Origin of the sequence: Flavobacterium sp. W21_SRS_FM6, from assembly GCF_052119645.1 — a bacterium.
In the GTDB taxonomy this organism is placed as follows: Bacteria; Pseudomonadota; Gammaproteobacteria; order Enterobacterales; family Alteromonadaceae; genus Paraglaciecola.
On sequence record NZ_JBGQOM010000009.1, the window covers coordinates 1 to 22,823 of the forward strand.

A 22,823-nucleotide genomic window follows, 5' to 3' on the forward strand; every position below is an offset into this window, starting at 1 on the left:
AATCCGGGTGCAGATCATCATGGACGTGTTAACTCTGGGATTAAATCGAAGAGTAGAGTAAAAATTTGGAGAGGTGGCTGAGTGGCTGAAGGCGCACGCCTGGAAAGTGTGTTTAGGGTTAAACCTAACGAGGGTTCGAATCCCTCTCTCTCCGCCAATTAAGCAAAAAAGGCCCTGCGCAGTTCGCAGGGCCTTTTTTGTTTAAGCGGATTAGATTCGAGATGAGCAACCTCGCGGTTCGACAAATGTGTCTGGAACAAATTTGGACAGCCGAAGGCTGGTCGCGAAGCGACGAAATACACGGACGTATCTTCGCACAAATCGCCGGGAGCGATTAGCACAGCCGCAGGCTGCCCGAAGGGTGAGTATCATGGATGATACGAATGAATCCCTCTCTCCGCTTGTCCCGTGTCAGACCGTCCATCGAATTAAAATCAACAATGTTGTTCACAGGGTCTTTGGATTTTCAACGACTCTGACCCCTTGATCCTCTGACCCCTTGATCTCTGGGGATTTTAGGAGCGCTGTTTCAGCGAGAAAATTCCCACCATGATGTTTTTGTATGGTTTACGTTGATGCAACTATTTTGCGTAAACGCTTTTTAATTAATAGCTGATCACAATAGAGAGAAACAAAGCTACCAACTAAGAAAGATGCTAGCAGGAACACCCAGTATAATGGCGACTGAACCCCTGAAGCCAAAAGAAACAAATTAAATGGTATAACGAAAAGTAAAAAGCCTAATACTTTTATGAACTCCCTCAACAGTTGACTACTAGATTTTGCTTCACTGATATATGAGTGAACTGTTTCCTCTGAAGTATCACCAAATTTAGGAAATGTCTTTTTTAACCAGTTTGAATAATTCAATTTTCTGTCCTTAGTTGATTAGTAAACCTAACGAGGGTGTAGAAAAACCCTCAACTTAAAATTAAACAACAAAATCAGCCAAAATAACCTTTTAAAACGCGTTGCTACGTGAAATCTGGATAGGTCAAACCATCAAACAGAAAATAAATTTAACGTAGAACACGATGTTTTTTTGGCTCCGACCTTTTTCTACAGCCTCAACTCGAAGCACACGGGCGACAAAAACGCGATAGCGGGTTTGGCGTCCCAGTGACCAACGGGAGCGAGTGATGCGTATTGTTAGGCACGATTTATGAGCCCTCGAGTCAAATTTATTAAATATTTTTCCAAACCACACTCATCATTAGGCCCTGAATCAAAGTCATGAGACATTATTTTCATCACAGATTCAAATCCATCACAACAGTTTACTAATTGCTGAATCAACTTAGTTTCACCTGCGATAAGTGTAACATCTTGATCTAACCTACAAATCCAGTTTTGCTCTTGAGAAAAGACATAGTGATCTGCTGTAAAACGAAAATCATGACCTAAATATGCTAAGAGCGATTCACGGTCAGGCTGAACAAATACAGGTAATATATCCATCTCCAGATCTCTGAATGAAATGACTGCAACTTCGCTATTATCCTCAAACGACAATAACGCATCCCATACGTTAGCTGGAGCCAGATCAGAATGAACATTACGATCGAAAGCGAGCCCCGACCAATTCGCTTTAAGCAAAGGTACTTTTGGCGGGTAATCAGGTAGCAAAGTTTCAGAAATAAATTTCTTTGGTTGATCAACCATGTCTGCTCAACTCAGTTCAGTGCCTAACGCTTATTATGTAGAAGTCTCAGTAACACACCAGCGTCTACACATACTAATTTACGATAATCTGCCACACAAACAGTAAGTTAAAAAGCATTTTGTGAATATTAATTACCTTTAAGCACGGATATTACTGAGACTTCTCAGTAATATCCTGTGTTTGTCTTATGTCTTTAGCAACCATTACTGCTTGGTGAATAATAGCTTCGTGGCCTGTTTGATTATTAAAGCACTATGCTCCCGCAAGGTTCGCTCGCCGCGAAAGGCAGTAAGACCCCAATGACACAACCCATAATCGCGTAAATTACATAAATCGGAACCCCAAAGGGGACGCCTCGCAAGCGACCCTACGGGCGATTTATTTCATTGATACGATTCAGTGTCTTAGTCCTCTTCGTTATCACTCAGTAAGCGCGGCCTAATGGCTGCAGGCAGCCGCCACACTATATGAATGATTTACTTTGGGGATTAAAAGACATGAAAATTGAGCAAAACTACAACGAAGAAGTGAATATTAGGTTGAACGGATACTGATAAAATTGTTGAAAGTTTATGCAGTTTATTGGGCCAAGAAATGAAAGAACGATTGACAAAAAGAGCACTAGCCAACCACAAATTATTATGCTTGAAACGTAGTGCCGATAGTGAGCGAAAGTGCTAAGGCTGAAGCGGTCTAACACGTGTTAGACCAACTCGTTTAATTACAGCCAAGGGCGCTGGTTAAGCCTCCCAATTGGCCTTCTACTGCACTTTCTTTATAGGAAGGTAAGGAGGGCATGATATTCAATCCCGAACGGGATTCGACAGAATTGATAGTCACTTCAGCGTCGCAAAAATCATCAGAGCGCGCTGCATTTTGTTCCATGATAAACGCGGATGCTTCTACCCAGCCGTTCACATCTGTAATCACGACTTTAAAATAACCGCTAGGTATTGTATGGCTTTCATCCGCTTGGGGCAGGGTGCCAAAGTTCCATTCGTACAACGGCCCGCTAACGACATACACATCTTGTCCTGTCGCCACTAAGTCTCGCACTGCGGTCTCTAAATCAACCCAAGGACCTTGATTCAAATTTGATGCTTGAGGGGTAATGTTGGAAAGGTAATTTAAGGTTGCCCAATCTGCTGTGTTGCTGAATGAGGCAAGGGGGACTTGATGGCCTCTGTCAGTTTTTAATATTGCATTTGCATCAGTGTAATCAGCTGGCTCTAAGGTATTTGATGACGCAATATTGGGGTCAGCTTTCCAATTACGAGAACGTGTCGGTCCATTAATGGTGGAGGGTGTTACATGATATGCAACCCAGTCGGCGAATTTTGTGTTGGCATTATTGCTTAGCGTGTAGATAGAACGTGTTACCACCTGGCCCGATACTCCGGTGGGACAATTATAAACACAATTAGCTCCAAAACTGATTGCACTCCAAAGGGTTAATGTTACAGCAGTAAAAAGTCGTAATTTCATAAGTTTCCTATTTTAAGTTTGAGTTCGTTGCTCAAAATTCACTTAACAGGAAGCATGCCAAATTGAGTAGCTTGAGTTGCGGCCTTTAAATATGGACTAATTGGTCTGTCTTTAAGGCTTATGAAACAAAATATGACTATTATTTGCACTGATTTGGCCGAAATTGCACCAATTTAACAGGAGTGAGACGGCAAAATTTGATGGGTTTTGATGCGAAAATGGGTGAGTCAAAAACAGCGTTGTTACTTGTTGGTGTTCTTTGGGATTCAAAACAAACTAAGCATGGTATCTGTATAAATCAAAAGGGCAGCGACACGGATATTTGCTCTTGCTAGCAAGCCTTAAAATGCGACCGAATGACATTATTTAATCAGCTTTTCTCGCTTCTCTATTTTCATTGCCTCTGACTTCGCAATTCATATCCATACCGTTTACATGATTAAACGACCGCTTATATAAAAAGCGGTCTGTAAGTTTGTGCGTGTTTTAGATTAGGGCAACTCAATCACGGAGAAACAAAATGAAACCCTTTTTAAAATATTTTAGCGCTACATTGTTATCTAGTTGCATGGCTTTGGCTTACACGGGCGAATCGTTTGCTTCTGGCACTCAAACTATTATGCCAGCCAAACACACGGGTGCAGTTGTTCAAACGCCTGTTTTTGAGGGGCATTGGCGGGGCATACTGCAAGTAAGTGAGCAGCAAAGTGTCGAATTTGTCTTTAACTTTAAGCAATCATCGGATGGTTTGGAGGCATCATTAGATGTGCCTGCGCAAAATCAATTTGGCTTGGATTTTGATGATGTAAGCCAAGAAGGTAACGCCCTTACGCTAGTGCTGACTGCCGCGGGTATTCAATATCGAGGAGAACTAGTGAATGGAGAAATTAAAGGCGAATATCAGCAGGGAGGTTTTCACGCGCCTGTTACTTTGGTCAAAACACAAACTGCTGCTGTGCGCAAAGCTAAACCCCAGGATCCAAGCCTTTCACCACATTATAGCGTTGAGCAAGTGAGCTTTAAAAATCATCGAGTCGGACATCATTTAGCGGGTACCTTATCGATTCCTAACGGCCCCATAAAACATGGTGTAATAATCGTATCAGGTTCTGGTCCGACTGAACGAGATGGAGACGTTTTTGGTCACAAGCTATACGCTGTTTTGGCTGATTTATTGACAAAAAGTGGCATTGCCGTGCTCAGATTTGATGATAGAGGTGTCGGGGAGTCTGGTGGTGTCTTTGCTACCGCTACGAGTATGGATTTTGCCAGCGATGCCGAAGCGGCCCTGAGGTTTATGCACTCTGACCCCCGTTTTGCGCAAAGTAAATTAGGTTATGTAGGGCATAGTGAGGGAAGCCTAATTGCCGCAATTGCCATGGCAAATAAGGATTACGAGAAAGCAGATTTTTTTGTTTCACTTGCAGGGCCAAGTACCACTGGTGGGCAAATACTGATTGATCAGTCATACCTCATTCAAAAAGTGCAGGGGCAAGATAGCTCGCAACTTGAAAAAGATGATGTGCAGCAACGCAAAATTATCGCTGCAGTGGTTAACGATACGCCAGCGCAAGAGCTAAAACAATTGCTTGCTCAAAGTGGTATGTCGACAACACAAATAGAGGGGCAATTGGCACAGTTAAGCTCACCATGGATGCAATATTTTATCAAAACAGACCCGAAAACATTTTTAACTCAAATCAGCGTTCCTTCCTTCGTCATTGGTGGTGGCAAAGATCTGCAAGTGCCAGCGCAAAAAAATATTGATGGATTCATCCAATCTATTGATAAACAGTGGTTAAGCTATAAGATTTATCCGAATTTGAACCACTTATTGCAGCCGGCGGATACAGGTTTGCCTGCTGAGTATGCATCTATTGATACCACTGTATCGCCTGAAGTGGTTAAGGATATAAGCCTTTGGTTAGCACAACTATGAGAATACCCTTCACGTTTTGGGGCATACAGTTAAGCATTTGGGGCAGCTTAACGCTGCTCAACTTGTTTGCACGAGGTTATTTTAGTCATTTTAAATTTGGCGAGTTAATCAATTCTCTTAGCTTGTTTGTCTCAATGATGGTTGCCTCTGGTGTGTTACGTCGTTTTTATCGAGACCGCGAAACAGACTCCTTACCCAAAGGCATCGGCCAAGCTGTTCTTGGAAGTGTGATAGCGTCGCTGGCTGCAATCGTGATTATCGGTTTGGTTTTATTGCCTAACCAAGCGTTTTTATTCGGTCAACAAAGCAATGTGGCGCTGTTGCAATTATTAATCTCGTACCCAAATATATTGCTGTTTTTGCTTTGTTGGTCAGCCGTTTACCTACTCATTAAGCGTCAAAAATCTTTGAGGCTGGCCTATGTTCGAGAAACACAATTAAGAGAACAACTGGCGACAAGTCAGATGGATTTGCTGCTCAATCAGCTCAATCCTCACTTTATGTTTAACGCGATTAACAATATTCGCGCGTTAATTTTAGAAGATGCCGATAAAGCCAGAGATAGCCTTGCGCTACTTTCGGATGTTTTGCGGGTAAGCTTACAGACCAAGCAAGATAAACTGTGGCCGTTAGAACAAGAAATTGAATTAACTAAGAGTTTTATCAAGTTAAACATGCTGCAATTTGAACAAAGATTAGAAGTCGTTTGGCATATAAGTGGGGATAGACTAGCGCATTGGAATGTGCCTTGTTTGTCACTGCAGTTATTAGTAGAAAATGCCATTAAACATGGTATTGGCAACAGCGCTACAGGTGGCGTAATTAGCATCCATGTTACGGCCAATCACAGTTTGATCCTTGAAGTGACTAACCCTGGTAGCATTATCTCAAGCGATAGTTCTACGCGTCTTGGCCTAACCAACATTCAGCAACGATTGCATTTGTTATTTAACGATAAAGCGCGTTTTACCATATCTGAAAATAAACACTTAGTTTCAGCGAAAATTGTACTAGAGGAAGCCAAATGTTGCGCGCAATGATAGTTGAAGATTCTAGGTTAGGACGCCTAGAATTAAAGTCTCAATTAGCGAATATTCACAATATTGAGCTGGTCGCTGAATCTGAAAACCTTGCAAGTGCCCGGGCGTATTTGCAGCAACACAAAGTCGATGTGATTTTTTTAGACATTAATTTGCCTGACGGTAATGGCTTTGAGTTGCTGACAGAATTAATGCCTGCGCCAAAAGTTATTTTTACCACTGCCTTCGAACAATATGCGCTAGACGCTTTTGATAATAACGCGGTTGATTATTTAATGAAGCCTATTACCCAAGCTCGTTTGACCAAAGCGTGTGAACGTTTATCTGTTGATGACGCGACTGATATGCAGGATTCAGCAGATGAGTTAATGACCATGGAGCAGCGTTTTTTTGTTAAAGACGGAAGGCAATGTTGGTTAATTCCATTGGCTCAAGTAGAGCGTTTCGAGTCATTGGGAAATTACACCCAAGTGCATTTTGACAATAAGCATCCGATGTTACATAAAACCTTGGCACAAATTGAAAAACGTTTGCCCGAAAAGCATTTTTTTCGGGTAAGCAGAAGTCACGTTGTGCAATTAGACAAGGTCAATTACGTACAAGCTTGCAGTTCTGGCGGATTAGAACTCACCATGCAAAGTGGTGCCAAAGTGGAGGTGTCCCGTCGTCAGACGAGTTTGTTTAAGGAGCGTTTCGCCTTGTAGTCTCGGAAGCGGCCCTGAGTTAAGCGCATTTATCTTGTTGAATAAGGAAGGTGCTAGATAGTTGAGCATTGCAAAAGCGCTATTTACATTCAGTGCTTTATGGTTTGTAACGGTGCCAAAGCCTTAACCCTCTTGTGAAGACATGAACTTTTGATTCACTCTGATCATCATGCGTATCTCTTCAATGTATGCTTCTCGTCGTTCTGAATAATTGATTAATCCCGCTGCCAGAGCGTTAGCAGTCACTTTTTTGTCGCTCTTTTTTAAGGCTGAACGAATAGCGCGAAGTTCTGTGTAGGCAGGATGGCTGTTTAGGTTTCGCATGTAGGCATACATGGCTTCATTTAAGTCATCAAATTTTGCGACTTCATGGGCAGCGCCTTCATTGCGTTTGGTGGGCACAAAGCCACAGCCTTTGTCAAAACACCAAATGCCAAAAAAGTTATAGCCTTCTTGCGCGAAGCGAGAGGTGCCCCAAGCTGATTCGTTGGCGGTTTGCACCAAAACTAATTCTGCGGGAATCACGTCAACCCGGCGTAATAACTTAGTGAATATCTCCTCGGGCGCTTCGATGTCTTTCACCCGGTACTCTGTGATGAGCCAGTCTAATTCTTTTTGTTGACGTGTCGTGAGTGATTGATCCGCTAAATGTAAAGTTTGAAGTGCTCTAATTAGTGTTCTAACCGAAGAAATGTATTCATTTTGGGCAACAATAACGGGGGTTAAATAATTAAAAAAGGCGCGCTTTTTGTCTTGTACTCGCTCATATTGATTGAAGTCTGGAACAGGCTCGCCGCCGTATTCAAGATAGGGAAAGTTATTGACGGTATTTTTACTCGATTGAATTAGAAAGACACCGACTATTAGCGCGAGCACAAATGCCAATGATATCGCTTGGGGTTTGAATTTTTTCATTGAAGCCCTCTGAGCCTTGAATCGCTATCGTGTTATTACAAAAAAACACTCTCACCCCTACACAAAAATGCTTTCAACAGCGTCTTGTTGATTTAAGTAGTGTTTTGTTTGCACCGCCATAAGATGAGTGTAGCTGACCTTTGCTGACATCAAGGGTGCGTGGTCGATATTGATAAAAGTTGTACGCTTCAGCCTACCAACCCGATCAACCGACTGTAAGACGTCAGGTTTGGTTACGCGGCAAAAACACTGCAGGTGATTAACATGTAAAGAGGGCAGTGGATATCGCTAGTTTACTAAGCCCCTTATGTTGTTGGCTGAGCTAAGTGTTTATTTTAACGCTGTTTTTAAAAATTTAATCAGTGAATAATGCACATATTCAGTTGTGGAATATTTGCTCATATTCGTTTTATACTGGCGCGCTCAAAAAACAACTGGGTGAGTATAGTCGTTATTATTTGAGCGAGGGGAGATGTTTTAACACCCTGTAGCAGAGCATGGTATTTGGGCTTGTTACAGATGTTACACCATAAAAAATATAATAATTTAAGTAGCAAAGGATGAAGTAATGACTTTATTTGGACAAAAATTCAAACACGTATTGGTAATTGGCTTGTCACTTTTTTTAGCCGCCTGTGCAAGTGCACCGCAACAAACTGTTGCGCTAAACAGCAATATATTAGCTAAGAGCGACATAAAAATTGGCTTTGTTTATATAGCCCCTGAAGAAAACGCGACTACGCATATTTATGGTGCGGGTTGCTTGTTGTGTTATGGCGTCGCGTCTTCTTTAACAAGTAAATTAGATACCCATTTAGAAGCTAATATTTCAACGGATGAGCTAGCCAATATTAAAAATTTAGTGATTGCTCAATACGCAGAAAAAGCCCCAATCACCGAAGTAACATTACCTATGCCAATTGATAAACTCAAAAAGTTTAAAGGTGAGTTAGGTTACGCTAGCAAAGATTTCAGCGTGTTAAAGCAAACTATGGGCTTAGATGTGTTAGTTGTGTTGCAGTTATATCGTCACGGCGCATATCGCAGTTTTAGCAGCTACGTACCTAATGGCGACCCACAGGGATATGTGGCTGGAACGCTTTTCGCTATAGATTTAGATACGAATGCCTATGTGCAATATCTTGAAATAGATGAGAAGGTTCAACCTGCCGGTGAGTGGGATGAGCCAGTTGCATTTCCAAGTGTGACGACGGCTTATTATCAAGCGATTGAAAACGTAAAAGCTAAGTTAAAAGAAGCCATTTAATTGGCTATGCCAAGGCAGGACAGATGCAGCGATTTACTTTTTTAGTATTTATTATGGTCTTGGCGGGGTGCGGAAGCACTCCATACAGAGACGATTACACAAAGCATGTTAATTTAGTCAAGAATCAATTTAATGAAGCAAGTTCCCTTACCTTTACTTTTGACGGTGGAGACAGTGTTGATTTAAGAGGGCACTATGACGGTGATGACGAAGTAGGCCAGACGGCAATCTTGTATCAAGGAGGTGCAGGTTTAGTGGGTTTAATCGCTCAAATCGGCCTTCATGCTAGTTTGGTAGATTCAACTCGCGATGACAAATTGGCTTCAGCGCAACAAGAAGCGAATGCCCAAATACAGACTCTTATCGATCAGGTTCAGCGTTTATCCTTACCTTTATTGCTTGATGATATGGGTGAAAAACTGGTGACAAGGGATACCGTTAACACGCAAACATTGAGACTAAGACCGATTTTTTTTAGTGAGCCAGACATGAGCCAACTGATGCTTAAATTAGTTGCCTGGATACCCCATCCGAAAGGCGGCAAGAATACATCTCTCTACCAAAATATGATTGAAGTGCATGGGGGCAAATTTGCTGCTGTGACAGCTCTCGATGACAATACCAAGCAAGGTGATGTATTAGCGCAGTCGCTGGCGGTGATGCTTAAAAAAGCCGTACAAATCGCGCTGAATGATGTGACTGGAGTGTATCAAAAATCCAATGGGGCTCAGGCCTCTTTTTTTATTGAACAAAACAATAAGACTAGAGTCATCCGTGGTTCTGTGGTCGAGGAAAACTGTGATTATCAAGTTGTTCAAGATTTACACTCATGGTTTATTGCCATTCCTATTGAGCCAAAAGAGTCGTTGGTGGCCTGCAACATTTAACAATCCTGTGCCCTATAATTCGTATTGTTAGGCCATCATGCCATGACCTAGGCTGTATTTGGCGTTCAATCTGACGCCAATTCTTTTGCTCTTTTAGCGTTCTTTTTCAAACACCGATTTTGGCAAGGTTAAGCACAGCGCGGTAATGATTAATATCACTTGAAAGTATAAAGACTGCAGCAGCAATTTATAATTGATGAGTTCAGTGCCTTGGAGCCACATACTTAAGGATAGGTGAAATACCGCGATAGCCAATATCAGCATGTTAATGTGAATGGCGCGCTTTTTGAGAGCATCGCGGTGCACTGGTTGCGCTAAGCCCTGCATTTTATTGTCGCGATACACTACGGCAATAATACCGATAAATAGACTATCGAGTATTACCAAGCCGACTAAATTACCGTAGCCCGCAAAGCCATCGAAAGGGTGCGCTACAAAATACAAAACGGTGGCAATAAATACGATATTTGCAAAAACGATTGTCACCGCCAAGGGCGCCGAAATATATTCACGCCATGTGCGCACTCTCAGCGAGGCTGTGCGTATGCTGCCTGAGTATTTTTTAAAAAGCGAAAAAAGGGCTTTGTGCATCAATACCATTACAACAACAGGGATCATAGAAAGTAGATATATCACCAATAATCCACTTTGGTCGTCCCAGTTTAATAACTCTGTATCGTTGATGATGGCATGTAAAACGATACCAGTAGCCAGTACAAAGGTGGTCAAAACAACCAGCCAGTAGCTACGGCCTGCCTTTTTTAACCATTGTTTTACCTCTGTTGCCGCTTGAGGATAGCGATGGATGCCGTAGTTATTTGCGATGCCCTTTAACATGTTAAAACTCACAATAGGCACCAACACAAGGGTGACAACCACCTGTATTATCATCATCAAATAATTTGCTTGAGTAAGCCAGTTGGACATACTGAATTCCTTAGTTTGTTGGTGTGCTGCTCGATGTATTAGATAGCGCGGCATTAAAAGCGATTCTAATTTCAGAATCAGTCAGCCCAGCGCTGCGATACTTTTCAATATCTTCAGCAAGTGTTTGGTTTAGCCACGCTTTGATATCCACTTGAATGTTTTTTTCTGCGTCTGCGCGGACAAAAGTGCCTCGGTAGCCTTGTGATTCGATCACGTTATCGCGTTCTAACAGTCGATAGGCTTTGGCGACCGTCTTAGCATTGATGTCTAAGTCTGCTGCCAATTGACGGATCGATGGCAAGGCATCGCTTGGCCTAAGCTGTTTGTTTTCGATTGCCTGTTTAATTTGTTTCACCAATTGGTTAAACAAAGGGTCTGCAGAATCGAGATCGATTGTTATCATATTAGTCTTGTACCTCTCGTCAAGATGGTACAATTAAAGTTTATTTGTACCATCTAGTCAAGTGGTACATTGATTGAATAAATGAATTTTCTTGAATAAGTTTTCAAGTATTTGTTTTTGATTGATTTAAATTAAATGAGGTAGTGGGTGTTTCAGTGGTTCAGGATACCTTACTGATTGTCGAGAGGGGTTTAAAAGCCAGCAAGATGAAGTAGTAAGTAACATGCAAAAACAGCTAAGGTGAACAGCGTAACTAACACGTTCATGTTAACGACCGCTCACTAGCTAAAACACGGTCTGTAAAACGCGCTGCAATATTGGTGGTTACTAGTACTACGCTACACGTATTGTCGTAGCTGGTATTTGCTAACACAGATTGTAATACAGGGGATAGCTTAAATTTATACCCTCATTTTTTGTCATTATTATTGTTCTTAACGGCCTTTAAACTTTGCTACTTCCTGTCGGGAATTAGCTTTGCCAATGCACTTAGGCCGCTAAGTAAGCCTTCTATGAGGGTATAACCTTTGGTGTTTTCAAGGGTGGCGTAGTCCATGTTTACCTGTGTGGCGATATCAAAATAGTTAAAAATCTGCTGGGCAGCTTGTTTACCAGACATCGAGGCTTGCTCCATGGTAGGGATTTTCCAGCGCCCTGGCACACTGACTACTTCACCAGCGAGAAAAATATTACTGATGGGGGAGCAAACACCGATTTCTTTATCCTCTGCAGAGCGCACGTAAATTTGAGATAAATCTACCCAGCGTTTTTGGTTCGCTTGAATAATGCCCAGTTCAGCGGTTTCAAGTTCAGCGTAATGTTGCCATTGGTCGGTATAATCTAAATATATCGGGTCGATAATGGCGTTTTTAACCAAGTCGTTTCTAAGGGTTTCGTCGGTCACACCTAACTGGAATAAAATCTCGTGTTTAGCCTCAAGAGGTGTGCATTGCATAAAGCGTTTTTTGTACAAAGCCCCTTCATTAAACGGGGAGCTACAGGTGGCAGATAAATTGTAAGCATACTCAGTCGGAAATCTCACATTGCGCCAAAAGCTACCTTGGTGCTGAATTTGAAACACGATGTTCCAAGGGGCGTCAAAACATAAATTATATGACTTGCCAGTAAAGTGGCTTAAAGCGTGTGGCACTGATGTCATAGGAAATTGGGTGCCAAATGACCATTCATCGTTGAAGGGCTTTTTCACCCCTTCGAGCATGCCAAGTTTCCATATCACCTCATGAGGAACGGCAAAGATGCAGGCGTCAAATTCAATATCATCTAGTGCTTGATTGGAGGTGCTTAAACGTATGGCACCAGTTGTCGTATTTTGTTGGTAGTTTTGTAGTCTACTTTGGTAGGTAAAGGTCACGCCGCGTTTTTGCAGTCTGTTGACTAACGCCTCGACAATTTCAGAGGTAGGGCGGTCAAAACAATAAGATTTTGACGTTTTACCTTGCGGTAAATTAGGGCTATTTATCATGGGTAAAAACATCAGTACAAAACTGTCCATGATGTCTACGGCTTTACTTTCCATGCGAGCGCCCGTCAATATACCAAACCAATTGATAATAAATTCGCGGGTACGAGGGCTAAAATCATCGATACCCATGACGCTGCCGGCTTTTTGGTATTTTTGTTGCTCGCGCTCTTCATCGCTGGCATTAACGTGGTGGGCTATCTTTTTCGCTAGCGACAACATATCGCTTACCGACAAATCAAAGGTGTCGATAAGCGCTTTTACTGCCTCTAATTTAATTGATTCGGTGCGGTCAATGGCGACTTTCTTACCGCTTTTGCTTTCGTAAAAATGATAGTTTTCGACAGGTAAGAGCATATCTAAAATGCCTGCCCGCTTAAAAATATCAAACAAGGCAAAGTACGTAGAGCTTAGTGCCCGGATGGAATGTTCTTCAAAGTGATTAGTGTGGGGGTTAAAATAGCCTTTCATCTTACCGCCACAGCTGTCGCTGCCTTCGATTACTGTGATCTCTAAGCTCTCATCTTCACTCAGTTCAAAAGCGGCTGCTAAGCCAGACATTCCGCCACCTACAATGGCGATTTTTTTGCGAGAAAGCATAAAGTTAACCTCATGTAGGCCTGTTGTGAGTCTACGGTAAACCCTTCAAAACATCATTTCAAGTCTATCACTGTGGGTTTAGGACGCAGAAAAAAACCAATATCAACAGGACATCAGATAACACGTATTGGCTACGAACTTGGCTTTAGCCTTCGCCAATACGTGATGAATTATTTATGTGCAGCCAATAATTTACTTACGCTATTTTTCGGGGTACTACAGAGCGTCTGAATGAGGGTAAAGGGCACACTTACAAGAGTCGTCTGCAGACGGATGTCGTGCAGCATTGTCATCCACAATTTTGCGGTCATTTCTGAATCAAACAATGCTCGGTGAAAGCCGCCCTCTGAGGGGATATTTTTATAACTAATGAGGGAACCTAATTTATGACTTGGGGCCTGTTGATAGAGGCGTCTGGCAACTAATAACGAACAGGCAAATGTGCCGCTATATGGTCGAGCAATACGGCCTAGTTCGGTATCTAAAAAGCGTTTATCGAACGATGCATTGTGAGCCACTACGTTACTGTTACCCAAAAAGCTGGCAAACTCAGTCATCACTTCATCACAAGGTGCCGCTTTGCTTAACATTTTATTGGTAATACCGGTGTAGCTTTCAATAAAACCACTGATGCGCCTGCCTGGGTTCATTAGCGCTTGAAAACGCTCAACCACCACGCCTTTTTCCAAACGCACCGCGCCTATTTCAATCGCCCTGTCGCCCCTATCTGGCGATAAACCTGTGGTTTCAAAATCAAGCACGACAAGAGAGTCGGCGCAGTGCTGCATCATGTCAGAAATACCCATTTTCTATAAGGCGCTTATGTTATCAAACATAAGCGCAATAATTGAGTTCAGAACACCATTTAATGATTTTGTTGAACGACTGGCTGGGAGTTGACGAGCGAAGTAAGGGAGGAGGCAGCCTACTTAATGTTGTTATGCCCTCCAATTATTCATATCAATAATAGAACGGTATTTATATAACTGATGAAAAAGTAAGCGCGGTGTGCGTTATTCTCGAGTGATGAGCTACCTGCTAGGAAACAATGAATGTCGGGTGATTTTTATTTGAGTGGAACACCAATTAAACGCGAGTTGATGTTGGAACACGCAAAAAAGTTAGCGTATGTTTTGCAGCAAAAAGGGGTGAAAAAGGGCGATGTAATCGCTGTTTTGCTAAGAAACGATCCCACGATGTTCGAAGTTGTGCTGGCATGTCGTTACGTTGGCGCATATTACGTTGCCTTAAACTGGCATAATACCCAAGCTGAACTCACGCCGATTTTGCTCGACAGCGGGGCTAAAGTGCTGGTGGCTCACAACGATTTATTGGCCGACTTTCTAGCTCCGCTACCTGTAGGTATTGCGGTACTCGTGGTTGACACACCGAGCGTGATCGCAGAGCGTTATGCTGTAAAAAACACGTCAGACAATAGTGCAGATCACGCGATAGAGCGTTTATATCCACTACTGGCACACAGTCCTATGGTTGAATCTGAGCCACTGCGCTTCAGAGGGATGTTTTCTTACACTTCAGGTAGCACCGGTCAACCGAAGGGGATAAAGCGTGATTATAATGAGCAAAGCCCCGACCCTTTTGCCGTATTTGCTGGTCTCGCAAAAAGCTTGCTGCAACTTGATAGTGGCGATCGTTTTTACATTGCCGCACCGCTGTATCATAGTGCTCCCCATGCCTTGACCTTAAGTTGCCTTGCCGCAGGTAATATTGAGGTGTTTGTTGAAGCAAAATTCGACCCGGAGCGATTTTTAGCCGATGTGCAACAACATAAAATCACTCATACCTATATTGTACCAACCATGATGATCCGCTTATTAAAGCTCACAAGAGCAGTCCGTCAGCAATACGATATAACAAGCCTGCGCTATGCCCTGTCAACCGGTTCTGCTTGTCCCGCCGAGGTTAAACAAGCCATGATTGACTGGTTTGGTCCCATTTTTTTTGAATCATATGGTGCCAGTGAGTTAGGTTTTATGACGCTTATTTCGTCTGCTGAGTCAACTGCAAAGCCGGGTTCGGTAGGTCGAATTATCCCAGGTGGTTCGATAAAAATTCTAGACGAGAATAAGCAGCTACTGCCCAGTGGTGAATCTGGCTTGATTTACGTTTATCTACCAATGTTTGGACCGTTTAATTATACCAATATTCAGGGCAATATTGATGACTTGCATGTTGCAGGCCATACCACCTTAGGGGATGTGGGCTACGTAGATGATGACGGTTTTTTGTATATTAATGATCGCAAAAAAGACATGATCATTTCAGGTGGCGCTAATATCTTTCCAGCCGAGATAGAAGCGCTGCTGATTGAGATGCCACAGATTGTTGATTGTGCCGTTTTTGGTGCACCTCATGCGGAATTTGGGGAAATGGTGATTGCTGCCGTGCAATGCGTTGCAGGCGAAGCGTTATCGATGCAACAAGTTCACGAGTTTTTAGAGGGGAAATTGGCTAAATTCAAATGGCCCAAAAAACTCGAGATACATGACTCATTGCCGCGAGAAGACAGTGGCAAGATATTTAAACATCGGTTAAAAGTCGCTTATGTTTGATGGCGGTACATGTCGTGTGCATGGCTTATTGATGTCAACTCAACAGCGCTACAAGGGTAAGTCGCAACGCCATAAGAATTGCGCGGATGAAAAACCGTAGCCTGCACTAAATATTCGGGACTTTCGCTGTAATGTAAATTTAACGGCTGCGTCTTGCACTTTTACCCAACAATCGAGCTCCTGTCTTACTCTCGAGGTAAAATACACCTCTGAGATCCCATATTCGTTAATCGAAAAAGTGGCACAGGCTAATCTTCGGCATATTGGTTCGCCTTGGGCGCCCGCTCTAAATGAAGCGAGTAAGATTGTTATTAGCAGCGCTTTAATTAGCGGTTTTATCATGATGATAGTCTCATTTTGCCACCAATTGATTAACTAAATTTACGTTGTATCGACCCAACTTGACCCTAAGTTTAGTTTTTTATCGATACTTTGCCGCTTGAGATCTTTGTCTAAATAGCATTTACACACCCTTGTTTTCATAAAAATAGCCCCAAACTCTCCTAATCGAACATTTAGCATGCGTCTGTTTTTGTGTGGCTTAAAACAAGGTGGGCATCCACATTCGCTATGAAACTAATCGACCAACATAAAAGGACGAGCAAATGATTGCAGATCAAAAAGTAGTATCGTTAAACTTCACCGTAAAAGACACCGATGGACAAGTTGTTGATAGTTCTGAAGGTGGTGCGCCTTTGGTTTATTTACATGGCCAAAAAAATATTATCCCCGGTTTAGAAGCCGCACTGACAGGCAAGGCCCCAGGCGATGAATTTGATGTTACCGTTGAGCCAGCCGAAGGCTACGGGGATTACAATGAAGAAATTTTACAAGTGGTGCCCCGTGAGGCATTCCAAGGTGTTGAAACAGTCGAAGCTGGTATGGTGTTTACTGCACAAACTCAAAATGGCCCAGTGCAACTTGTGGTTGCCAAAGTTGAAGGTGAAGAGGTTACTGTTGATCCCAACCATCCTTTAGCGGGCAAAACCTTAAACTTTAGCGGATCGGTGATTGAGGTACGAGACGCCACAGAAGAAGAGCTTGCTCATGGCCACGTGCATGGTGAAGGCGGCCATCACCACTAAGCGGGTAATAAGGCTGCATCTGTTCAGTTGTAGTCCTAAGTAACATACATGATTAAGCCAGCTTATTTGCTGGCTTAATGTTTACTGGCTTACAGGGGGCTATTAATTTTGACCACGGTCTTACCAAAATTTTTGCCACTTAACATATCATTAAAGGCGTCGATGGTATTTTCAATCCCTTCAACCATGTGCTCACGATAGCTAATTTTGTCTTCTTTTAACCAGCGTTGCATTTCTTTACTGAATTCGGGGTAGTGATCGCCGTAATCTTCAAAGATGATAAATCCCTGCATTTTGATGCGTTTTCGCAGTAGTTGCCCCATTAACATAAACATGCGGTCAGGCCCTTCGGGTAGGCTGCTAGCATTGTATTGCGAGACTAAACCGCATAACGGAATGCGTGCACGGGCATTGAGTAAGGGCATCACCGCATCAAATACCTTGCCGCCCACGTTTTCAAAGTAGACATCAATGCCATCCTTACAAGCGTTTTTAAGTTGCAGTTCAAAATCTTCCGCTTTGTGATCAATGCAGGCATCAAAGCCAAGTTTTTCAACGGCGTATTGGCATTTTTCCAAGCCGCCCGCCACACCGACCACTTTACAACCTTTGATTTTAGCGATTTGCCCAACAGTGGCGCCTACCGGTCCAGTTGCCGCGGCAACCACGACGGTTTCGCCTGATTTAGGCGCGCCGATGTCCAGTAAGCCCATATAAGCTGTAAAGCCAGGCATGCCTAGTATCCCTAAAGCATAAGAAGGGTTGGCTGGGTTTTTACCTAATTGCGTTAAGCCCTCACCCTTAGATATGGCGTAATCCTGCCAACCTGTTTGGGCAAGGACCCAATCGCCTTCTTTGTACTTATCGTTTTTAGACTTTTCGACTTGGCAGACCGTTGCTCCAACCATCACATCACCAATTTCAACGGGCTTGGCATAGGATTCAGCGTCACTCATGCGTCCTCGCATGTAGGGGTCTAGGGACAAGTAAATAGTTCGAAGTAAAACCTCACCCTTTTCCACGTCAGGTAAATCGACTTTTTTGAGTTCAAAATTTTCTTTGCTAGGTGCGCCTTTTGGTCGAGAAGCCAATACCAATTGGCGAGAAGTTACCGTCATTTTATTCTCCAAAATTCGTGTTAATTAATGTTCAGGCAAGCCTTAAGAGGATATGCGAGCACATGGATGTTTTGTTAGTCTAAGGTCGCCATATCAATCACAAAGCGATAACGCACATCGTTATCTTGCATGCGCTCAAACGCATCGTTAATGTCACTCATTTTGATGGATTCAATAGTGGCCACAACATCGTGTTCACCACAAAAATCCAGCATCTCTTGGGTTTCTTTGATACCTCCGATAAACGAGCCCGCTACCGCTTTTCGTCCTGTCACTAGGAGCGCACCGTTTACACTGTCTAGTGGCTCAATTGCGCCGACTAAACACATGGTGCTATTGTATTTTAATAGCGTTAAGTAGGGGTTAATGTCATGGCCGACAGGAATAGTGTTGAGTAAAAAATCAAATTTACCAGCCCATTTTTTCATGTCGTCTTTGTTGCTAGAAATCAATACTTCATCAGCTCCTAAGTCTTTGGCATCTTTGGCCTTACCTTCAGAAGTGGTGATCATAACGGTGTGCGCTCCCATAGCGGCAGACAATTTTATGCCCATATGACCTAATCCGCCTAGGCCAATAATACCCACGGTCATGCCTTTTTTGACCCCGTACTGATGCAAAGGTGAGTAGGTGGTAATGCCCGCGCACAGTAAGGGGGCTGCACCGGCTTTGTCTAGGTTTTCGGGGATTTTTAATACAAACTCTTCTCTGACAACAATGCGTTTAGCGTAACCACCGTAAGTCATGCCGCCGGGATCGTCGGTTTCGCTGTTGTAGGTCATAGTCGGCTGCTGTAAACAGTGTTGCTCGAGGTGATCATCACAGGCTTCGCAGCTTAGGCACGCATCAACCATACAGCCTACTCCCACCGTGTCACCTTGTTTATACTTCGACACATCTTTACCCACTTCCTTGACTACGCCAATAATTTCATGGCCAGGCACTAAGGGATACTGCGAATTGCCCCAGTCATTCTTTACGGCATGTAAGTCACTGTGGCACACACCACAGTGTAAAATTTCGATTGAAACATCGTTGGCTTTTAGGGCCCGACGTTCAATTGAATGAGGCTGCATTTTACCATCGCTGGATTTGGCGGCATAAGCCGAAATAGTCGTCACTAGAACTCCTTAGCGTGTTAGTTAATCTGAGTGTTTGGTATCTAAACTCGATTCGATAAAATCTGTCTCAGCTATTGCCTTCATCTTATCGTTGAAGTGTTAATCCGAATTTCATGCCACTTACCTAAGGTATTGATAGACATATAAAAGATAAAAGTTTGCTAGATATGGGCCACCCTGTTGATGAAATATTTTCAATGGCTTTTGTAAGGCTTACTTATGACAGCCAAAAAGCCTTTGCTGCTAAGTGTTAACTTGCTTTACCTCATTGTGCTGCAACATAGACACAACCTCAGTTTCAGTACCTAAGGCGTGGTAAAAAAGGGGCTGACAAAAACTGGTGTGATTTTAGCTTTGTGATATCCAATTAAAGATAACTAGGAGATATCCATGGCTGGTGGCTGGGCAAAAGATGGCGCGGTGCAGGATCAAATCGATGCAAGTGTTGATGAAGCCATCGCACGGGCGAAAAGTCGAATACCCAAGGGCAAAAGTGCACAAACCTGTGAAGAATGTAATGCACCTATTCCTGAAGCAAGGCGTATTGCAGTGCCGGGTGTGCAACTGTGTATTAACTGCCAAGTCGAGTTAGAAAAACATGCAGTAGCGCAATCGAGTATCAATCGACGTGGCAGTAAAGATAGCCAATTAAGATAGTGACACAAATGCTTTAGCTATTTATTGGGGCTAATACTTTGTTTGAACAGTGCTTTTGAGTTGGTGTTTTAGTCGCTTTTAAACTCTTAAATTGGTATAAATTTAATCCCCAAATCTTAGTCGTTGTTTTAGTCGATGAAGCTTGTTATAACATTGTTTCGCAACATGGTTTTAACTCAATAAGCTACTAAAACAAGGACACTGCATGTTAAACAAAACGATAAGGATCAGTCTGTTAATAAGTGCTGCACTTTTCTCAAGTCAAAATGCCCTAGCCGCAACAGATTTACCCGTACTAAATAGCGTTGAGGGCATTAGCGAATATCGCTTAGACAACGGCTTGCAAGTATTACTTTTTCCTGATCAAACCAAAGAAACGGTGACGGTTAATGTAACCTACCATGTGGGGTCGAAACACGAAAACTACGGCGAAACAGGGATGGCACATTTGCTTGAGCACTTGGTGTTTAAGGGGACACCCAAGCACAAAGATATTCCCGCTGAATTAAGTGCTGCAGGGGCGCGTCCTAATGGCACAACGTGGACCGACCGTACGAATTACTTTGAGACGTTTGCCGCGACCGATAAAAATATCAATTGGGCATTGTCCATGGAATCGAGTCGTATGGTGGACTCCTTCATTGCCAAAAAAGACCTCGATAGTGAAATGACCGTTGTGCGAAATGAGTTTGAAATGGGTGAAAACAGCCCGTTTAGAGTGACCTTACAGCAAATGGCGAGTGTGGCTTACGATTGGCACAATTATGGTAAATCGACCATTGGGTCACGTTCTGATTTAGAAAATGTGCCAATCGACCGTCTACAAGCTTTTTATAAGCAATATTATCAGCCAGACAACGCGACCCTAATTGTTGCAGGAAAGTTTGAGCCACAAGACATGCTTGAACGTATTCAAAGCACTTTTGGCGCGATCCCAAAACCCCAACGCATTTTGCCAACCCTGTACACCTCTGAGCCAGCAAAAGCAGGTGAGCGCAGTGTTACTGTGCGCAGAGTGGGTGATGCGCAAATAGTGGGTGCCGCTTATCATGTTCCTGCGGGTTCACATCCAGACTTTGCCGCGGTAACCGTATTGAGCCAGGTGTTGGGTGATACGCCTAGTGGGCGTTTGCACAAAAGCCTTGTTGAGGGCAAGTTGGCGAGTCGTACCTACGGATTTAACTTTCAATGGCAAGAGCCTACTTTGTCGATGTATTTTGCAGAGGTAGATAAAAACTCGGACCTGATTGCGACCAAAGATGCATTATTATCTGTGGTTGAAAGTTTAAAAACGCATCCCATTACGCAAGATGAAGTTGACAGAGTTAAACGTAGCTTACTTAAAGATATTGATTTGTCGTTTAATTCTTCAGAAAGAATAGCCTTAGAGCTTAGCGAATGGTTAGCCATGGGTGACTGGCGCTTGTTCTTTTTGCACCGCGATCGTATTGAAAAGGTAAGCGTGGCAGATGTACAACGCGTTGCTGAAGCCTATTTAGTTAGAAATAACCGCACCTTAGGCCAATTTATTCCAAGTGATACCCCTGCTCGAGTGGATATTCCGCAGGTATTAGGCGTTGAGAATATGGTAAAAAATTATCAGGGCCGTGCTGCCATAGCGCAAGGGGAGTTGTTTGAACCATCATTTGATAACATTGATAAGCGCACCCAAAAAGTAGTACTCGAAAACGGTGCTATTTTGTCTTTATTACCCAAGCTTACCCGCGGTGAATCTGTTTCGGTTAACATGAGTATGTACATGGGCGATCTTGCAAGCCTACAGGGTAAGCAAATTATTGCCGAGGCGACTGGTGACATGTTGATGCGGGGTGCAGCGGGCTTTACTCGTCAACAGTTGCAAGACCAATTTGACAAGCTTAAAGCACAAGTAAGGGTATCAAGCACACCCACTAATGTGACCGCAAGAATCAACACCACCAAAGAAAACTTGCCTGCGGTACTTGAATTGATGTCTAAAGTATTCAAACAGCCCAGTTTTGATGCGAAAGAATTTGAGCAGTTTAAAAGTACTCAGAAAGTGGATATGGAGCAGAGCATGCAAGACCCACAAAGTTTAGCTTTTACAGCTTATAGCCGTGCCCAATATCCCTATGAACGAGGCCATCCTTTCTACACGCCCACATTTGCAGAGTACTTAGAAGATCTAGCAAATCTTAAATTAGCCGAATTAAGTGATTTTCATACACGCTTTTATGGCACTAGCCATTTAAATGTGGCCATCGTCGGTGATTTTTCACAAGAAGAGGTGACTGCTACCTTCCAGCGCTTATTTACCGGTTGGGACAACCAAACACCTTATGCTGACATTGCGGACCCCTATAAAAAGGTGAAGCCTCAAACACTTACCTTTGATACGCCGGATAAGGAAAATGCCACCTTTGTTGCCGCGTTAATGCTACCCATTGGTCAAAATCATGCCGATGCCGCAGCCGTAGAACTGGGCAACTATATTTTTGGAGGCGGATTTCTCAACAGCCGTTTAGCCACCAGATTACGCCAACAAGATGGCTTAAGTTATGGGGCTGGGTCTTTTATTAGTCAAAGTGGCGAAGATGAAAAATCAACCTTTGGCGCCTACGCTATTTGCGCGCCACAAAACTTGGCCGCGGTTGAAGTGGGCTTTAGAGAAGAATTAGCCAGAGTACTAAAAGACGGCTTCACTGACGAGGAAATCGCAGCTGCTAAATCGGGCATGTTGCAAGAGAAGAAAGTCAGCCGCGCTCAGGATCCAGAGTTAGTGAGCACACTCAAATCAAATATCCGTCTTGAGCGTGATATGCAATGGTATGAGGCTTATGAAAATCGTCTTGCCGCCTTAAGTGCCGAAGATGTACATAAAGCCATGAAAAAATACTTCACAGTTGATGCCTTTACCCTAATCAGTGCAGGGGATATGACTAAGGCAAAAGCGCAATAAGCCATAGAGATGGCGGCACGA

General features: G+C 43.1%; 18 protein-coding genes and 1 tRNA gene. 10 read left to right on the forward strand and 9 right to left on the reverse strand.

Going from position 1 to position 22,823, the window contains the following annotated elements:
• The first annotated feature begins 67 nt into the window (after positions 1–67).
• Positions 68–157, forward strand: a tRNA-Ser gene (locus ACEN2L_RS14850).
• 992 nt (positions 158–1,149) lie between these two features.
• Here ACEN2L_RS14850 and ACEN2L_RS14855 read toward each other — a convergent pair.
• Together ACEN2L_RS14855 and ACEN2L_RS14860 are read right to left on the reverse strand one after the other, a co-directional pair.
• A complete protein-coding gene (locus ACEN2L_RS14855; protein ID WP_441744810.1) occupies positions 1,150–1,662 on the reverse strand; it encodes a hypothetical protein in 513 nt (170 codons plus the stop codon).
• A gap of 718 nt (positions 1,663–2,380) precedes the next feature.
• Entirely contained in the window at positions 2,381–3,148 is a 768-nt protein-coding gene (locus tag ACEN2L_RS14860) for a DNA/RNA non-specific endonuclease (protein ID WP_306023404.1), read from the reverse strand.
• Positions 3,149–3,668: 520 nt separating this feature from the next.
• Between ACEN2L_RS14860 and ACEN2L_RS14865 the strand changes: the two genes are divergently transcribed.
• From ACEN2L_RS14865 to ACEN2L_RS14875, 3 genes are read left to right on the forward strand one after another with little or no spacing between them, the layout of a single operon-like run.
• The gene (locus ACEN2L_RS14865; protein ID WP_441744812.1) at positions 3,669–5,087 is read left to right on the forward strand and encodes an alpha/beta hydrolase; all 1,419 of its coding nucleotides are present in this window, start codon (positions 3,669–3,671) and stop codon (positions 5,085–5,087) included.
• Entirely contained in the window at positions 5,084–6,127 is a 1,044-nt protein-coding gene (locus ACEN2L_RS14870; protein WP_441744814.1) for a sensor histidine kinase, read from the forward strand. Before ACEN2L_RS14865 ends, ACEN2L_RS14870 begins: the two co-directional genes overlap by 4 nt.
• Positions 6,112–6,831 carry a LytR/AlgR family response regulator transcription factor gene (locus tag ACEN2L_RS14875; protein ID WP_441744816.1) on the forward strand — a complete coding sequence of 240 codons (720 nt, stop codon included), beginning with the start codon at positions 6,112–6,114 and terminating at the stop codon, positions 6,829–6,831. The genes ACEN2L_RS14870 and ACEN2L_RS14875 overlap by 16 nt, the downstream gene beginning before the upstream one ends.
• 123 nt (positions 6,832–6,954) lie before the next feature.
• Here ACEN2L_RS14875 and ACEN2L_RS14880 read toward each other — a convergent pair whose 3' ends face one another.
• A complete protein-coding gene (locus tag ACEN2L_RS14880) occupies positions 6,955–7,746 on the reverse strand; it encodes a glucosaminidase domain-containing protein (protein WP_441744818.1) in 792 nt (263 codons plus the stop codon).
• Positions 7,747–8,314: 568 nt separating this feature from the next.
• Here ACEN2L_RS14880 and ACEN2L_RS14885 point away from each other — a divergent pair.
• Together ACEN2L_RS14885 and ACEN2L_RS14890 are read left to right on the forward strand one after the other, a co-directional pair.
• A complete protein-coding gene (locus tag ACEN2L_RS14885; RefSeq protein WP_441744820.1) occupies positions 8,315–9,013 on the forward strand; it encodes a hypothetical protein in 699 nt (232 codons plus the stop codon).
• Positions 9,014–9,036: 23 nt separating this feature from the next.
• Positions 9,037–9,900, forward strand: coding sequence for a hypothetical protein (locus tag ACEN2L_RS14890; protein WP_441744821.1), 864 nt, complete (start codon positions 9,037–9,039; stop codon positions 9,898–9,900).
• Positions 9,901–9,993: 93 nt separating this feature from the next.
• Here ACEN2L_RS14890 and ACEN2L_RS14895 read toward each other — a convergent pair whose 3' ends face one another.
• From ACEN2L_RS14895 to ACEN2L_RS14910, 4 genes are all read right to left on the reverse strand, one after another.
• Positions 9,994–10,827, reverse strand: a complete 834-nt coding sequence (locus ACEN2L_RS14895; protein ID WP_441744823.1) for a hypothetical protein — start codon at positions 10,825–10,827, stop codon at positions 9,994–9,996.
• A gap of 10 nt (positions 10,828–10,837) precedes the next feature.
• A complete protein-coding gene (locus tag ACEN2L_RS14900; RefSeq protein WP_441744825.1) occupies positions 10,838–11,230 on the reverse strand; it encodes a GntR family transcriptional regulator in 393 nt (130 codons plus the stop codon).
• A 454-nt stretch (positions 11,231–11,684) separates the two neighbouring features.
• On the reverse strand, positions 11,685–13,310 hold the full coding sequence (locus ACEN2L_RS14905) for an FAD-dependent oxidoreductase (RefSeq protein WP_441744827.1): 1,626 nt from the start codon (positions 13,308–13,310) through the stop codon (positions 11,685–11,687).
• A 170-nt stretch (positions 13,311–13,480) separates the two neighbouring features.
• A complete protein-coding gene (locus ACEN2L_RS14910; protein ID WP_441744829.1) occupies positions 13,481–14,116 on the reverse strand; it encodes a 3'-5' exonuclease in 636 nt (211 codons plus the stop codon).
• Positions 14,117–14,362: 246 nt separating this feature from the next.
• On the opposite strand from ACEN2L_RS14910, the gene ACEN2L_RS14915 reads away from it, so the two are divergent.
• Positions 14,363–15,883 carry an AMP-binding protein gene (locus tag ACEN2L_RS14915; RefSeq protein WP_441744830.1) on the forward strand — a complete coding sequence of 507 codons (1,521 nt, stop codon included), beginning with the start codon at positions 14,363–14,365 and terminating at the stop codon, positions 15,881–15,883.
• 605 nt (positions 15,884–16,488) lie between these two features.
• Positions 16,489–16,968, forward strand: a complete 480-nt coding sequence (locus ACEN2L_RS14920) for an FKBP-type peptidyl-prolyl cis-trans isomerase (RefSeq protein ID WP_441744832.1) — start codon at positions 16,489–16,491, stop codon at positions 16,966–16,968.
• A gap of 89 nt (positions 16,969–17,057) precedes the next feature.
• Here the strand turns inward: ACEN2L_RS14920 and ACEN2L_RS14925 are convergent, their stop codons facing one another.
• Both ACEN2L_RS14925 and ACEN2L_RS14930 read right to left on the reverse strand, forming a co-directional pair.
• Complete coding sequence (locus tag ACEN2L_RS14925; RefSeq protein WP_441744834.1) at positions 17,058–18,086, reverse strand: NADP-dependent oxidoreductase; 1,029 nt, start codon at positions 18,084–18,086, stop codon at positions 17,058–17,060.
• Between the two features lie 74 nt (positions 18,087–18,160).
• Positions 18,161–19,207, reverse strand: a complete 1,047-nt coding sequence (locus tag ACEN2L_RS14930; protein ID WP_441744836.1) for an NAD(P)-dependent alcohol dehydrogenase — start codon at positions 19,205–19,207, stop codon at positions 18,161–18,163.
• A gap of 390 nt (positions 19,208–19,597) precedes the next feature.
• On the opposite strand from ACEN2L_RS14930, the gene ACEN2L_RS14935 reads away from it, so the two are divergent.
• Entirely contained in the window at positions 19,598–19,864 is a 267-nt protein-coding gene (locus ACEN2L_RS14935; RefSeq protein ID WP_441744838.1) for a DksA/TraR family C4-type zinc finger protein, read from the forward strand.
• Between the two features lie 205 nt (positions 19,865–20,069).
• Positions 20,070–22,802 (forward strand): M16 family metallopeptidase, encoded by a 2,733-nt coding sequence (locus ACEN2L_RS14940; RefSeq protein WP_441744840.1) that lies wholly within the window; start codon positions 20,070–20,072, stop codon positions 22,800–22,802.
• Positions 22,803–22,823: the final 21 nt, after the last annotated feature.

Excerpts from the sequence above, each read along its gene's own strand:
- ACEN2L_RS14885 (WP_441744820.1), top strand. The coding sequence starts at position 8,315 with ATGACTTTATTTGGACAAAAATTCAAACACGTATTGGTAATTGGCTTG.
- ACEN2L_RS14925 (WP_441744834.1), bottom strand. The coding sequence starts at position 18,086 with ATGACGGTAACTTCTCGCCAATTGGTATTGGCTTCTCGACCAAAAGGC.
- ACEN2L_RS14920 (WP_441744832.1), top strand. The coding sequence starts at position 16,489 with ATGATTGCAGATCAAAAAGTAGTATCGTTAAACTTCACCGTAAAAGAC.
- ACEN2L_RS14900 (WP_441744825.1), bottom strand. The coding sequence starts at position 11,230 with ATGATAACAATCGATCTCGATTCTGCAGACCCTTTGTTTAACCAATTG.
- ACEN2L_RS14865 (WP_441744812.1), top strand. The coding sequence starts at position 3,669 with ATGAAACCCTTTTTAAAATATTTTAGCGCTACATTGTTATCTAGTTGC.
- ACEN2L_RS14895 (WP_441744823.1), bottom strand. The coding sequence starts at position 10,827 with ATGTCCAACTGGCTTACTCAAGCAAATTATTTGATGATGATAATACAG.
- ACEN2L_RS14910 (WP_441744829.1), bottom strand. The coding sequence starts at position 14,116 with ATGGGTATTTCTGACATGATGCAGCACTGCGCCGACTCTCTTGTCGTG.
- ACEN2L_RS14860 (WP_306023404.1), bottom strand. The coding sequence starts at position 3,148 with ATGAAATTACGACTTTTTACTGCTGTAACATTAACCCTTTGGAGTGCA.
- ACEN2L_RS14855 (WP_441744810.1), bottom strand. The coding sequence starts at position 1,662 with ATGGTTGATCAACCAAAGAAATTTATTTCTGAAACTTTGCTACCTGAT.
- ACEN2L_RS14905 (WP_441744827.1), bottom strand. The coding sequence starts at position 13,310 with ATGCTTTCTCGCAAAAAAATCGCCATTGTAGGTGGCGGAATGTCTGGC.
- ACEN2L_RS14915 (WP_441744830.1), top strand. The coding sequence starts at position 14,363 with ATGTCGGGTGATTTTTATTTGAGTGGAACACCAATTAAACGCGAGTTG.
- ACEN2L_RS14940 (WP_441744840.1), top strand. The coding sequence starts at position 20,070 with ATGTTAAACAAAACGATAAGGATCAGTCTGTTAATAAGTGCTGCACTT.
- ACEN2L_RS14870 (WP_441744814.1), top strand. The coding sequence starts at position 5,084 with ATGAGAATACCCTTCACGTTTTGGGGCATACAGTTAAGCATTTGGGGC.
- ACEN2L_RS14890 (WP_441744821.1), top strand. The coding sequence starts at position 9,037 with ATGCAGCGATTTACTTTTTTAGTATTTATTATGGTCTTGGCGGGGTGC.
- ACEN2L_RS14880 (WP_441744818.1), bottom strand. The coding sequence starts at position 7,746 with ATGAAAAAATTCAAACCCCAAGCGATATCATTGGCATTTGTGCTCGCG.
- ACEN2L_RS14935 (WP_441744838.1), top strand. The coding sequence starts at position 19,598 with ATGGCTGGTGGCTGGGCAAAAGATGGCGCGGTGCAGGATCAAATCGAT.
- ACEN2L_RS14875 (WP_441744816.1), top strand. The coding sequence starts at position 6,112 with ATGTTGCGCGCAATGATAGTTGAAGATTCTAGGTTAGGACGCCTAGAA.